Genomic DNA, 13,422 nt, shown 5'->3' with positions numbered 1-13,422 from the left:
TAACCAGTACATTCTCTTTCTACAATAATGCTAAGACTCAAGGAACTTTACTCTGAAGAGGTATTTGAAAAACTAATCATTGAGGTGAATGAGGCATGTACATCATGACAAAAGAAGAAATAAAGGCTTATCTAAACAGGATCGGAATTCAAGACATTCTGCCCCCTACCCAATCCTATTTATTTGAGCTGCATAAGGCCCATGTGAAGCATCTTTCGTGGCAAACGGTGGACATTTTTGCAAGAAAACCGGCAGCTATTGGTTTTCAAGAATCCGTTCAACTGATTTTGCAGGGGAGAAGCGGTTATTGTTTTCACCTGAATGGTGCGTTCAGCACACTACTACATTCACTGGGTTATAAAGTCTGCCTGCATCGAGCAGGAGTTCAGCCTCTGGGGGCAGAGCCACGCATCAATTCATTTCATCTCGGGTTAACCGTGAACTTGCTAAATGAGCAGCATGAAGATGAAGTATGGATTGTTGATGTCGGTTTAGGCGATATGCCCTATGAACCTGTTCCACTCCGTATGGGTACTTATAAACAAGCTCCTCTTCAATATAAGGTTACGGAGTCCGGGCTTGTTGCAAAAGGCTGGCGGTTAGAGCATGATTCGCTTGCTTCATTTGTTGGCGTTGATTTTGACCCTACGGTTGTTCAGGATTTGGAAGAGTTTATGCCAAAACATCATTTCTATAGCCGCTCAGCGGATTCTCCATGGTTCAACCTATTTTTGATTCGGCAAAGACAAGCATTAGAGACAAATGAACTAAGAGGCTGCATTTGGAAAAAGCATGGGCTGAACGGATTGGAAAAAATAGAGCTGGATCATAAATCGCAGTGGCTGGAAGTATTGGCAGATGTATTTGGCGAGCCACTTGTTCACTATAGTCACCAGGAACGGGACGAGTTATGGAAAAGAGTATTTGCGGCTCATGCCGAATGGAAGAAATCAACCATTTCCTTATAGGTAATACACTCTTCCTCGGTTGCGCTGATTGGACCGCCACAGAGGGAGAGCATTGTCACTATTCTATCTATCCTCTTACACCTACATTATTTCGCTGGGATGTTGAAGCATCTCCAACTCCTTCACCATATTTTCAATCAGCTTTGTGAAGGAGGCCAATTCCTCGGAGCTGGAAGCTTGTTGCCGAGCACTGGCTGTTGTGGCAGCTGTTTCGGATTGAACGCTTTCCAGCATGCGAGCAATATCCATCACTTTGCGCTGAATTTGCTCCTGCGCTTGCTTCGAATTGGATGCCAGCTTTCGCACCTCCTGTGCTACAATTTGAAACCCTCTCCCCGCTTCCTGCGCATGTGCTGCCTCGATGGCCGCATTCAGCCCCAACAGATGCGTCTGATCGGACAGCTCACGGATCGTGCTGTTCATCTGCTCAATTTGCTTAATCTCACCGCCCAATTGTTGTACCAATTCCTCTGTATGTTCCTGGGAAGAAGCCGTGTTACAGGCACTCTCCGCGATATTATCTGTATTTTCCCTAAGCTCGGCAATCATCCCGGTCAAATTTTGGGCAATGCGGGACACAACGGTCAGCACCTGTGTCTGTTCGTTGGCCGCTCGTTAATTTGTTCCTTTTCCTTCTTCTGATAAGCCTCCAGCACAAGCTGAGAATCCAAATTAAACATTTTGGAAAGAGCGTGAACAATCGGATACCAGTCATCAATCCCCGAATGCTTTAAAATATCAACTGCAATATCAAGATAAGCAATATACGTACCTAAATAATAATCGGAGGACAAGCCAATTCGGGAATGCACCTGCCCCACAAAAAGACGGTGTGCTATAAATTGCTCATCTATTTTTCCATCTGCAAGAGAAAGCCAGTATTCTCGTTGTGTTTGCTTAAGCCGTTCAATATTCGACCATTTGGAGATAATCGACATAAGGTGCGGGATCTGCTCTACGTGCTCATAGAAACGATCGACGACCTCATTCACAATAGATTGGAATAATCCCTGATAATGATGCAATAAAGCTAAATCATCATGGGTAATACCAATATATTGAATCTGCTTTAGCCTATTCTCATCGACATGAATCATAAGTTCCTCCAACTAAATAGTTTACATAGATTTAACATTACCTATTTATCGTCATATTTTCTACAAAATGTTAAAAAACTGAGAATTAATTGTGATTTTTCACATATCAACGTAAGAAAAAAAACTCATGTGACAACCATCTTTTGATACAAAAAAATCCGGCAGCACCTAAAACTTCCTGTGCTTACCGGATTCCCACATATGATATGATTGATCGAACTGCGCTGTCTGCTGTCCTTGCTAACCTCAAATGACTAACGATTTAAGAGACTGCCTACATACCGCAACAAATCGTTAGCGCTGGCCCCTGTGTAGCCGTGCTCCTCAATCAGCCGCTTAATGACCTCATTCATCCGTTTAAGCTGGTTCGCATCAGGCGTTTTGGTCGAGGTCGTAATCTTCACAATATCTTTCAAATCCGCAAACAGCTTCTTCTCAATTGCCTCTCGCAGTCGATCATGATGATGATATTCAAACTTCCGCCCCTTACGCGAATACGCAGAAATCCGGATTAATATTTCCTCGCGGAATGCCTTTTTCGCATTTTCGGACACCCCGATTTGCTCCTCAATCGAGCGCATAAGCCGCTCATCTGGGTCGAGCTCCTCATCCGTGAGCGGATCGCGGATTTTAGACCAATTGCAGAAGGCTTCGATGTTATCCAAATAGTTGTCGAACAGCGTCTTGGCTGATTCCTCGAAAGAGTATACAAAGGCCTTCTGCACTTCTTTTTTCGCCAACTCGTCGTACTCTTTGCGGGCCACGGAAATGAAATTAAGATAGCGCTCCCGCTCTTCCTTTGTAATGGAAGCATGCTGGTCCAGACCATCCTTGATCGCTCGTAAAATATCCAGAGCATTGATGGACTCCACATTTTGCTTAATTAGCGCGCTGGAAATACGATTAATGACGTACCGTGGGTCTACCCCGGACATGCCTTCCTCGAGAAACTCATTTTGCATCTCCTTCAGATCGGCTTCCTTATAGCCTTCGACCTCTTCACCGTCATACATGCGCATCTTTTTGACCAAATCCATGCCCTGCTTCTTCGTTTCTTTCAAGCGGGTAAGCACGGAGAAAATGGCAGCCGTTCGCAGCGCATGAGGAGCGATGTGAATATGCCGCATGTCACTTTGCTCAATGAGCTTGGCATAAATCTTTTCTTCCTCCGACACTTTCAGGTTATAAGGAATCGGCATTACAATCATCCGCGACTGCAATGCCTCGTTCTTTTTGTTCGCAATAAAGCTTTTATATTCCGACTCATTGGTGTGAGCTACGATCAATTCATCTGCACTGATGAGCGCAAACCGTCCGGCCTTAAAATTTCCCTCCTGGGTCAGAGACAGCAAATTCCACAAAAACTTCTCATCGCATTTGAGCATTTCCTGAAACTCCATCAACCCGCGATTCGCTTTGTTCAGCTCTCCGTCAAAACGATAGGCACGCGGATCTGATTCCGAGCCATACTCCGTAATCGTGGAAAAGTCGATACTGCCTGTCAAATCAGCAATATCCTGAGACTTCGGATCAGAAGGACTGAACGTACCTATGCCAATCCGGTTTTCTTCCGATATAAATACCCGTTCCACGCGTACCTTTTCGATATCGTCATCAAATTCCGTACGCAATCTCATCTGGCAGGAGGGGCAGAGATTACCTTCAATGCGTACACCCAGCTCCTTTTCAAATTCAGGGCGCAGCTCATGCGGAATAAGATGAAGCGGATCTTCATGCATAGGGCAGCCTTCTATAGCATACACAGCCCCCTGATCCGTTCTCGAAAATTTCTCCAGCCCACGTTTCAGCAAAGTAACCAGCGTCGACTTGCCCCCGCTGACGGGTCCCATTAAAAGCAGGATACGCTTGCGCACATCGAGCCGTCTGGCTGAGGAATGGAAGTATTCCTCCACCAGCTTTTCCAGCGCACGATCCAGCCCAAAAATCTCCTGCTCAAAAAATTTATATCGCTTATGTCCCCCAACCTCTTCTACACCAAAAGATTCAATCATCTTGTAAACCCGTGCATGAGCGGTCATCGCCGGCGTCGGGTCTTTCTTGAGTATCTCGATATACTCTCTAAAAGTGCCGTTCCAGGCCAGACGGTTGTTTTCCGCCCGGTACTCCGCAACGCGTTCAAAAATATTCATGCTCGGTTCCTCCCATGACTGCGTAATGACTATCCTCCACTCCTGATGGTAATGGCTACACTCGTCACGACTTTCAGGATATGATGTAATCCCCCTAAAAAAAAGTGTAATACATACCTATGCAGATTGATTTCAGAATTGACCTATTTTTTGTGTGCTAAAATATACAACAACGACGCGGAGCTGACGCATTATGGTACAATATAAGCTCGGAATAACAGGATAAAGGGGCGGGAGAAGCAATGGCGGTTCGGCATGAGACAGAGCTATATGCTCCGATCAAAGCCTTTTTTGAGAGCTTGGGATATGAAATCAAAGGAGAGGTGCGCAACTGCGATTTGGTGGGTATCAAGCCAGGACAGCAGGAGCCACTGATTGTGGAGATCAAAAAGACGTTTAATCTGTCGCTTGTGCTGCAAGGCATGCAGCGTTTGAAGTTAACCAGCAATGTATATGTGGCCGTAGAACGAAATCGTGCAAAAAAGGGAGCCGTGAATCAGCGCTGGAACGAACTGGTCGCACTATGCCGTCAGCTGGGAGTCGGCTTGCTTACCGTCACCCTGTTTAAGACCAAGCCACCGCTCGTAGAGATATTGTGTGAACCTGCGGGCCCTAACCGCGATGATCGTAAAACAACAGCGATCCGCCTCGGCTCGCGCAAGGAGAGACTGCTGCGGGAATTTCACGCACGCAGCGGTGACTACAACACCGGCGGCAGCACCCGGCGTAAGCTGGTCACGGCCTACCGGGAAAAAGCGCTGCGTGTAGCCGCAGCCTTGCAGGTCCTGGGGGAGGCCGCCCCTGTACAGCTCGCCCGTTCGGCTGCCGTCAGCGGAGCGGCTGCTGTCCTGCAGCACAACTACTACGGCTGGTTTGAGCGCGTAGCCCGTGGCCGCTATAAGCTGACCCCGTTCGGCGAAGCCGCCCTGAGCGAGTATGCAGCGGTGCTGCAAGAGCAGAGCAATGAAACGGCCGCAGCAAAGGCCGTAAAGCCTGACGAAGGCGACACGCTACATCGAATCGCAGAAACGCCAGTCCCTTACTCCTCCACCGCTGCTGCGGATACGGAAAATGACTGACATTAGAGCGGTAGGTTGTCGGTACGCCCTATCTGTGTCATTCAGCAGTAATTTGCTGTTGGCACAGATAGATTTCCCGCCCCCTCTGCGCTTGCTAGCTTCGGGCGGTAAATTCACTGATCGTCTCACCGATCAGATTCATGCCCATAAGCAGCTGCTCGCGGCCCGGATGGCTAAAATTAAGGCGAATATGGGACGCGCCCTCACTGCCAACCGCACACAGTGCCCCCGGCATAAAGGCTACGCCCTTGGGCAACGCCGCTTTTAACAGCAATGCGCTATCCAGCCCATCTGGTAGCCGCACCCATACATACATGCCGCCTGACGGAATGTGATACGTCACGTTCTTCCAAAACGGACGCTTGAACAGCTCCAATATGAGCTGAAGCCGTGTTGAGTATTCCTTGTTCAGCATCGCCAAGTGCTCGTGCCATTGAAAACGCGAACGGGTCAAAAGCTGGAACAGCAGCCGCTGGTTCATCGTACTGGACTGCATATCAGCCAGCTGCTTCAAGGCATACATCCCTTCAATCAGCGGTGCAGGACCAGCTGCCCAGCCCGTTCTCAGCCCAGGAGCGACTGTTTTATTGAAGGAGCCAATATATAGCACTTGACCGCCCTGACCTGCATGATCCAGTGCAAACAGCGAAGGATATGCCTCTGCAAATTTCCGACTCTGTCCATGCGGACTCTTGTCAGGGGACTCGTTCTTTTGCTTAAAATGCAATTCACCATAAGAATCATCCTCTACTACCAGCACCTGATGGTGCCTGCACAGATCCAAAATTTCCTGCCGTCTTGCTGCGCTCCATAAGAAGCCGGTCGGGTTCGTAAACGTCGGCGTGGCAAAAAAAAGCTTGGGGCGATAGCGGATCATTAAAGCTTCAAGCTTATCAGGAATGACACCTTCCCCATCTGATTCAACAGGCACAACCTGCGCCCCTTGCATAGATAACACCTGCAAACATCCGGGGGAGGTTGGATTTTCGACCAACACCGGATCACGCTCATCCACCATCAGCCTTACGATCAGGTCAATGGCCTGCTGACTGCCAGTTGTAAGAAGGATTTGCCCCGGGGGCACCCTAACTCCTTTTCGCTGCTCCCACTCTCCCGCAAGCCATGCCCGCAAAGGAAAATAGCCCTCCGGTTCACCATACTGGAGGGCATCAGGGCCGGAACCAAACACATCATGAGCTGCTTCTTCCAGCAGCTTCACTGGAAACAGTTCTTGTGCAGGCAATTCTTCAGCCAGAGATATAAAGGAGTGTCTTCTCGCATTTTCCCGGATATGACGCACTGGAGAAGCCAACATTGCAGCCGTTCGTGAAGCAAAGGAATATTGCATGAACATCCTCCTTCTCCTGAAAATAGGTCACTGCCTCCGGGCTGACGCGTCAGGCATATAGCTGCTTCAACTGACGTGCATATAAGGCATAACGTTCAATCGCCTGCGCCCGGCTGGACACGCCTAATTTTGCATAAATTTTACGTAGATAATTATCAATGGAGCGTCGACTTACTTCGATCTCGGTAGCAATTTTGTCATATGTAATGCCTTGTACAATACGTTCCATAATGAAAACTTCAGTTTGTGTCAAATCATCAAAAGGCTCAGAGGCCACTAACGGCATAAACGGCCAGTTCCCGCAACGGATCCAGTCCATCGGTAAAGAAGCAAATCCTTCGCGTAAACCGTTGATCAGATGGATAAGCTGGTTGGGTGACGCCTGTTTGGATAGCATTCCATTCGCTCCCAGCGAAATTAGTTGCTGAAACAACGTAATATTATCCTCATCCGTCATAATAACAATATGGCTGTCTGGAGACAAGGCCCGCATTTGAGTCAAAAACGGTTCCGCGGTCCCCTCAGGCAACCTGTAATCCATTAAAATGACCTCCGGCTGGATGGAACAAGCCAGTTCCAGGCCTTCCGTTCCGGAGGAGGACATCCCTCTGACAAGTAAATCCTGCTGATCTTCCAAAATAAGCTTTGTTCCCAGCATACTTGTAGGATGGATATCTATAATGACCACCTGCCATACTTTTCTCATGTCTTAACCTCCTGAGTTTACAAAAAAATACATAGTTAGCTAAAATGAATCTAAAATTGGGGATTACATATGTAGAAATTGCGCGAATGTGTACGTATAGGAAGTGAAAACGATTTAAGGAAATTGTATCCTAGGACTTCCTTCCGATGCAATCTCTTTTTCCAAATATTCTTATACTCTTACTTCGCTTTTGCGAAATAAATAGGCCCATGATAGAATTGGAACTGCAAAATAAAGACTGGAAATTTGACTTTACACGGGAGTTGAAAAATCACATGCAAGTTTCACCTGAACGCCCTCTTGCCGAAGCCCGGCGGAGCAATTCAAGAAAGGGGTTGCCCGTAAAGGCTTTTCTGCTATTTTGGTTTATTCTTATTATACTAGGTGCTCTCGCAACCTATCTGTATAGCAATCACTTGAAGCAGCAGATGCTAGACGAGATGCAAACCCATACAGACCAACAGATTCAAGCGCTCAAATCCGACTATGAAAAGCAGCTAACCGCACTTTCCAAGGAAGTTAGCGGCTTGCAGGGAAAAGTGCAGTCCTTCAATGAACTGCTGACCTTTACGAAAGACAATGCCAATAACAAAACCGATAACAGCAATAAGCTTTATACTCAATTAAACGAAGTCAAGCAGCAGCTTAATATACTTCAGAAAAAAATGGACTTGCTAAAATGAATATAGATGCAAAACAAGTGAATCGGTTCTTTATGTTAGCCCTTGCTCCTTTTATCGGCTTGTTGGGGTGTATTTTGTTAGTGCATCCTCCCCTAAGCTTTCCCAGGTCTACTGCTCCGAGTCTGCAAAAAGCCGAACCGATTGTACAAACGCAAGCCGTAGGCAAGCAACTCGATGAAGCCAAACAAACGGCAACGTACACCTTGTCTACGATTCGCCGGACATCCGAGCTGTATAAGCGAACGACCCAAACGATGAATCAGCTTGTCCAAACAGCCTCTACCCAGTCCAAACGTCCCGCGGTCATCTATGATCGGCGTATTACCGCCAAGCTGGGGGTTCCCTATGAGCGTGTAGATAGCAAACGGATTACCATTGAATTGTTCAAGGTGAATCCAGGTGTCTATCACGGGTACGCCATGAAGGTTAAGTTAAAAGATCCTACCGCAATGAAAATGTCACTGGGAAGCGACAAATTGGGCGGCTCTGAAACAACGATGCGTGCTGTCTCGAGACACGGAGCTGTCGCTGGCATCAATGCAGGCGGCTTTGCGGATGGGGACGGCAAACGCTATCCATTAAGTACTACCGTCTTGAACGGCCACTACCTTACCGGCTTCCAATCCAGTTACAAGGATTTGTCATTCGTCGGACTGAGCAGCAATGGCAAACTTATCGGGGGCAAATTTTACAATCAAGGCGCTCTGGATAGCTTAAAGCCTGTCTTTGGGGCTACCTTCGTTCCCGTTCTGCTCCAAAATGGACAGAAGATGCCTATTCCTGACAAGTGGAAAATCTCGCCCCTACGGGCCCCACGAACGGTCATCGGCAACTATAAAGATGATCAACTGCTCATTATCGTCGTAGACGGCTATAATGAAAGCGGAGGTTCAGGTGCAACGCTCGAAGAACTGCAAGGGAAAATGTACAATCTGGGTGTCCAGGATGCCTATAATTTGGACGGAGGCGGTTCCTCGTCGCTCATATTGAACGGACGAATCGTTAACAAACCGTCAGATGGTCAACTTCGTCCGGTCCCCACTCATTTTTTATTCTATAAATAATAAATAAACCTAATAAAATATGCTTGTCGAAGTATGGCTCCATTAGAAAAAAAGCATCACGAACGAATGTCGTGATGCTTTTGCCTCATTAGGAGGAGTACTGTGTCATTTCTGTCAGACATTGAGCACAAATATAACGGTCTTTAAAATCGTTCACTTGTTCTATTGAACCGCAGAATACACATTTCGGACGATAACGCTCCAAAATAATATGGTCACCCTGAACCAGAATTTCGACAGGATCTCCCTCGTTCATTTGATATCTTTTGCGCAGTGATTTAGGCAAGACTATTCTCCCCAGTTGATCAACTTTACGCACTACACCGGCAGGTTTCATCGTAAGCGTACACCTCTCCTATTCAGTAATAACTTCCAGTTTACTTTCCCTGCGAAAAACTAGGTACAAAGACACTATTCTTTATGTAGTATTCGCTGTCTTTTTGTCGAATCCTGCTGATCGCAGGAAATTTTATTACATTTTTTCAAAAAATCATGAACCATATCAAAGTATGGCACAGAATGTCTATAATATTTTATCGACCACCAAGCCAATTATCATTAGCTATATTAGAGAATTTTGCGAATTACGACGATATAAACTATCGTCAAGCCCCTTTGTTAAATTCAACTTAGTAAATATTCCGCAACTTTTATTAACAACTAATGTCCTAGTACTTTATTCGTGATTCACTTGGTTTTTTTCACGATAAACCTGGAAAATCCATCTGTCTCAACGCCTCATAGACGATAATTGCAGCGGAATTCGACAAGTTTAGAGATCTTACTTTATCTGACATAGGCATTTTAATGCATGTATCCGGATTCGCTGCTAACAGCTCCGGAGGCAACCCCTTCGTTTCTTTACCAAATACCAGAAAGTCTCCATCCTGGAAAGAAATATCGCTATAACGCTGGTTTGCTTTTGTTGTCGCATAAAAAAAGCGACCCTCCTGATACTTCTCCTGTACCTCAGCAAAAGACTCATGGTATTCAATGTGGACAGCATACCAATAATCAAGTCCGGCCCGTTTTAACGTGGCATCGTCGGTACGAAAGCCCAGCGGCTTTACCAGATGCAGATGTGTTCCAGTTGCAGCACACGTTCTGGCAATATTCCCTGTGTTAGCCGGAATTTCCGGCTCGACAAGCACAATATGTAATGGCATCACGGTTCGTTCCCTTCATCATTAAATGGTTTTAATAAATAATCTACAGCTAAATGCAAATGTATATACTGCAAATATATACATTTTATCATCTATCCCCCACACTACTAAAAGCCTTCCCTTATACACGTTCAGGGAAGGCTTTACTTTTACTTTTTCGATTTCAAATAGCGTGTATCGAAATATATCCGTAAAATCAACGGTTACGTTGCTTGAAGCTATCCATAAACTCCGCCAATGCTTGACAGTTCTCCAGTGGAACAGCATTGTAGATCGAGGCGCGAAGCCCTCCTACGCTGCGATGTCCCTTCAATCCGATAAATCCGGCCTGCTCGGATTCCTTAATAAATTGTTTTTCCAGATCCTCATTTGCGAGACGGAAGGTTACATTCATAATAGAGCGATCTTTGCTGTCTACACAGCCACGATAAAAGCCTTCACTACTGTCAATACGGTCGTAGAGCAAAGCAGCTTTCTGTTGGTTTGCACGCTCAATGCCTTCCAGGCCACCTTCCTCCTGAATCCATTTCAGCACTTCATTCACCATGTAGATGGCAAAGGATGGTGGTGTATTGTAGAGAGAGTTATTTTTTTCATACGTACTGTAACGCAGCATCGTAGGAATGTTGGTCGGTGAGGATGTCAACAGCTCTTCACGGGCAATTACAACCGTTACACCGGAAGGTCCGAGGTTTTTTTGTGCACCTGCGTAGATCAACCCAAATTGAGTAACATCAAACGGCTTGCAAAAAATATCACTGGACATATCGACAATCAACGGTACGGAACCCGTATCTGGAAATTGCTTGAACTGTGTACCTTCAATCGTCTCGTTGGACGTCATATGTACATAAGCGGTATGCTCAGGCAAGTCCAAAGCCTCCACATTCGGAAGACGCATGTATTTCTCATCAGCGGAGGAGGCAGCAATATGAGTCTTGCCCAGCAGCTTGGCCTCTTTGTATGCCTTATCGGACCAGCTACCTGTCATTACATAGCTTCCGACCTGTCCTTCGCTCAGGAAATTCAAGGGCAGCATTGCAAATTGCGTACTGGCGCCCCCTTGCAGAAACAACACCTTGTAGCCCTTCGGATTGCCCAGCAGAGATAACAGACGTTCCTGTGCCTCATTATGAACAGATTCATACACGGCCCCACGATGTGACATTTCCATGATAGACATCCCTGTCCCCTGAAAATCCACGAATTCAGCTTGTACGCGTTCCAGCACTTTAAGCGGCAATGCCGCTGGTCCTGCATTAAAATTGTAGGCTCTCTTACTCAACAATTTCCCATCCCTTCTCTACTCTGGTGTGGATATTATCGCTATGATAGCAGTATTCATAAATGCGTTCAAGACTTGTATAAAAATGTTTTTGAATTCATTCATGATGTGACAAAGCTGTGAATGTTATCATATTTGACATCTTCACTTTGTGATATTCATTTTAATGTTAAAAGGTCCCCGGCTATAAGACCGGAGACCTATCTTGAACAACAGCTTTTATCCGTAGGCTAATGTTTGTTCTTCAAGGTTGCTGCACTGCCGATATATTAGCAGTCGAAATACAGGCTGTATTCGTGCGGATGAACACGGATGTTCACCGATTTAGCTTCAGAACGTTTGAACTCTACATAGTTATCAATAAAGTCCTTCGTGAATACGCCGCCCTCAGTCAAGAATTCGTAGTCAGCTTCCAGAGCGTCAAGAGCCTCATCCAGTGAAGCTGGTACGCTGCGGATTTTACCTTTCTCAGCGTCAGACAGCTCATAGATGTTCGTGTCAAGCGGACCATAGCCCAGTTCGATTGGGTTCAGTTTACGCTTGATACCATCCAGACCCGCCATCAGCATAGCCGAGAAGGCCAGATAAGGGTTAGCTGTGGAGTCCGGTGTACGGAACTCGATCCGACAGCCTTTTGGCGTAACAGCCGCTACTGGAATACGTACAGCCGCAGAACGGTTACCTTTGGAGAATACCAGGTTAACCGGTGCTTCGTAGCCTGGAACAAGACGTTTGAACGAGTTTGTGCTTGGGTTTGTCAAAGCGATCAACGCAGGTGCATGGTACAGAATACCGCCAATGTAATGAAGAGCCATTTCGCTCAGGTTAGCATAAGCACCTTTTTCGTAGAACAAAGGAGAGTCTCCATCAAAAATGGATTGGTGAACGTGCATACCGCTTCCGTTGTCCCCGAAGATTGGTTTTGGCATGAATGTTGCCACTTTACCATATTGACGAGCTGTGTTGTGTACAATGTATTTATAAACGAGCAGGTTATCCGCTGTTTTCTTCAGTGTATCAAAACGGAAGTTGATTTCCGCTTGGCCTGCTGTAGCTACCTCATGGTGATGGCGCTCAATTCTCAGACCTGCTTCTTCAAGCAGGCGGCACATTTCACTACGAATGTCTTGTTGAGTGTCTACTGGCGCTACAGGTACATATCCGCCCTTCACTCCCACTTTAAAGCCCAGGTTGCCGCCCTCTTCCTTACGGTTTGTGTTCCAAGCTGCTTCCTCTGAATCTACGAAGAAGGAAGAGCTGTTCATGCCGCTTTCGTAACGAACATCATCAAAGATGAAAAACTCGGACTCAGGTGCAAAAAATGCTGCTGTGCCCACTCCTGCGGATTGCAAAAATTCCTCTGCCTTTTTGGCAATACCACGAGGATCACGGTCATATTTTTCGCCGTCTGGCGTAATAATGTCACACAGAATATTCAGTGTAGGATGCTGAGTGAAAGGATCGACAAAAGTTGATTCTGGATCAGGCAGCATAACCATGTCGGATTCCTCAATACCACGATAGCCGGGAATGGAAGAACCGTCGAAAGCAACACCGTTAACAAATGTTTCTTCATCTACTTCGGAAGCTGGCAGTGAAATATGGTGAGCACGACCAGATAAATCTACAAAACGAAAATCTACCCACTCAATATTATTTTCCTGAATTGTTTTCAATACGTTTTCAACGGACATGTCTTCTTCCTCCCAATTTTTCCGAACATTAAGTCTTATACAACACTGAAATGTTCATGATCGAATGTTTTTTTCTGTCGTCATTATAAATCTCAAACATGACACGGGTCAATAGCTATGTAAGGTATTTTTTAAACTAATGTTAGATATTCTTACGCCCTTGATAACATTTGAATAGCACA

11 protein-coding genes and 1 pseudogene are annotated in these 13,422 nt (G+C 46.1%); 4 read left to right on the top strand and 8 right to left on the bottom strand.

Translation table 11 applies throughout. The annotated features are described in order from the left end of the window. The first annotated feature begins 95 nt into the window (after nt 1–95). On the top strand, nt 96–968 hold the full coding sequence (locus LCF57_RS13970) for an arylamine N-acetyltransferase family protein (protein WP_226001227.1): 873 nt from the start codon (nt 96–98) through the stop codon (nt 966–968). Nucleotides 969–1,049: 81 nt separating this feature from the next. Here the strand turns inward: LCF57_RS13970 and LCF57_RS27900 are convergent. Both LCF57_RS27900 and LCF57_RS13955 read right to left on the bottom strand, forming a co-directional pair. Further along, nucleotides 1,050–2,065, bottom strand: a pseudogene (locus LCF57_RS27900) (protoglobin domain-containing protein). Nucleotides 2,066–2,319: 254 nt separating this feature from the next. After that, nucleotides 2,320–4,215, bottom strand: a complete 1,896-nt coding sequence (locus LCF57_RS13955; protein WP_226001225.1) for a PrkA family serine protein kinase — start codon at nt 4,213–4,215, stop codon at nt 2,320–2,322. A gap of 242 nt (nt 4,216–4,457) precedes the next feature. On the opposite strand from LCF57_RS13955, the gene LCF57_RS13950 reads away from it, so the two are divergent. Further along, complete coding sequence (locus tag LCF57_RS13950; protein WP_226001224.1) at nt 4,458–5,294, top strand: DUF2161 domain-containing phosphodiesterase; 837 nt, start codon at nt 4,458–4,460, stop codon at nt 5,292–5,294. A gap of 94 nt (nt 5,295–5,388) precedes the next feature. Here LCF57_RS13950 and LCF57_RS13945 read toward each other — a convergent pair whose 3' ends face one another. Further along, nucleotides 5,389–6,642: a PLP-dependent aminotransferase family protein gene (locus LCF57_RS13945; RefSeq protein ID WP_226001223.1), complete on the bottom strand. Its 1,254-nt coding sequence runs from the start codon at nt 6,640–6,642 to the stop codon at nt 5,389–5,391. Nucleotides 6,643–6,691: 49 nt separating this feature from the next. After that, nucleotides 6,692–7,348, bottom strand: a complete 657-nt coding sequence (locus LCF57_RS13940; RefSeq protein ID WP_226001222.1) for a response regulator transcription factor — start codon at nt 7,346–7,348, stop codon at nt 6,692–6,694. Nucleotides 7,349–7,623: 275 nt separating this feature from the next. On the opposite strand from LCF57_RS13940, the gene LCF57_RS13935 reads away from it, so the two are divergent. After that, complete coding sequence (locus LCF57_RS13935) at nt 7,624–8,031, top strand: hypothetical protein (RefSeq protein ID WP_226001275.1); 408 nt, start codon at nt 7,624–7,626, stop codon at nt 8,029–8,031. Continuing rightward, entirely contained in the window at nt 8,028–9,095 is a 1,068-nt protein-coding gene (locus LCF57_RS13930; protein ID WP_226001221.1) for a phosphodiester glycosidase family protein, read from the top strand. The genes LCF57_RS13935 and LCF57_RS13930 overlap by 4 nt, the downstream gene beginning before the upstream one ends. Before the next feature lie 88 nt (nt 9,096–9,183). Here the strand turns inward: LCF57_RS13930 and LCF57_RS13925 are convergent, their stop codons facing one another. From LCF57_RS13925 to glnA, 4 genes are all read right to left on the bottom strand, one after another. Next, on the bottom strand, nt 9,184–9,432 hold the full coding sequence (locus LCF57_RS13925; protein ID WP_025720558.1) for an AbrB/MazE/SpoVT family DNA-binding domain-containing protein: 249 nt from the start codon (nt 9,430–9,432) through the stop codon (nt 9,184–9,186). A 364-nt stretch (nt 9,433–9,796) separates the two neighbouring features. Then, nucleotides 9,797–10,261 carry a tRNA (uridine(34)/cytosine(34)/5-carboxymethylaminomethyluridine(34)-2'-O)-methyltransferase TrmL gene (gene trmL / locus LCF57_RS13920; protein ID WP_226001220.1) on the bottom strand — a complete coding sequence of 155 codons (465 nt, stop codon included), beginning with the start codon at nt 10,259–10,261 and terminating at the stop codon, nt 9,797–9,799. 196 nt (nt 10,262–10,457) lie between these two features. Continuing rightward, a complete protein-coding gene (gene serC / locus LCF57_RS13915; protein WP_226001219.1) occupies nt 10,458–11,549 on the bottom strand; it encodes a 3-phosphoserine/phosphohydroxythreonine transaminase in 1,092 nt (363 codons plus the stop codon). A gap of 266 nt (nt 11,550–11,815) precedes the next feature. Further along, on the bottom strand, nt 11,816–13,240 hold the full coding sequence (gene glnA / locus LCF57_RS13910; RefSeq protein WP_226001218.1) for a type I glutamate--ammonia ligase: 1,425 nt from the start codon (nt 13,238–13,240) through the stop codon (nt 11,816–11,818). Nucleotides 13,241–13,422 lie beyond the last annotated feature (182 nt).

The sequence above is a fragment of the Paenibacillus sp. BJ-4 genome (assembly GCF_020404765.1).
In the GTDB taxonomy this organism is placed as follows: domain Bacteria; phylum Bacillota; class Bacilli; order Paenibacillales; family Paenibacillaceae; genus Paenibacillus.
This window is presented reverse-complemented; position numbering and strand designations above follow the sequence as displayed.

Coding starts and splice junctions, on each gene's coding strand:
- LCF57_RS13970 (WP_226001227.1), top strand. CDS start 96: ATGTACATCATGACAAAAGAAGAAATAAAGGCTTATCTAAACAGGATC.
- LCF57_RS13955 (WP_226001225.1), bottom strand. CDS start 4,215: ATGAATATTTTTGAACGCGTTGCGGAGTACCGGGCGGAAAACAACCGT.
- LCF57_RS13950 (WP_226001224.1), top strand. CDS start 4,458: ATGGCGGTTCGGCATGAGACAGAGCTATATGCTCCGATCAAAGCCTTT.
- LCF57_RS13945 (WP_226001223.1), bottom strand. CDS start 6,642: ATGCAATATTCCTTTGCTTCACGAACGGCTGCAATGTTGGCTTCTCCA.
- LCF57_RS13940 (WP_226001222.1), bottom strand. CDS start 7,348: ATGAGAAAAGTATGGCAGGTGGTCATTATAGATATCCATCCTACAAGT.
- LCF57_RS13935 (WP_226001275.1), top strand. CDS start 7,624: ATGCAAGTTTCACCTGAACGCCCTCTTGCCGAAGCCCGGCGGAGCAAT.
- LCF57_RS13930 (WP_226001221.1), top strand. CDS start 8,028: ATGAATATAGATGCAAAACAAGTGAATCGGTTCTTTATGTTAGCCCTT.
- LCF57_RS13925 (WP_025720558.1), bottom strand. CDS start 9,432: ATGAAACCTGCCGGTGTAGTGCGTAAAGTTGATCAACTGGGGAGAATA.
- trmL (WP_226001220.1), bottom strand. CDS start 10,261: ATGCCATTACATATTGTGCTTGTCGAGCCGGAAATTCCGGCTAACACA.
- glnA (WP_226001218.1), bottom strand. CDS start 13,240: ATGTCCGTTGAAAACGTATTGAAAACAATTCAGGAAAATAATATTGAG.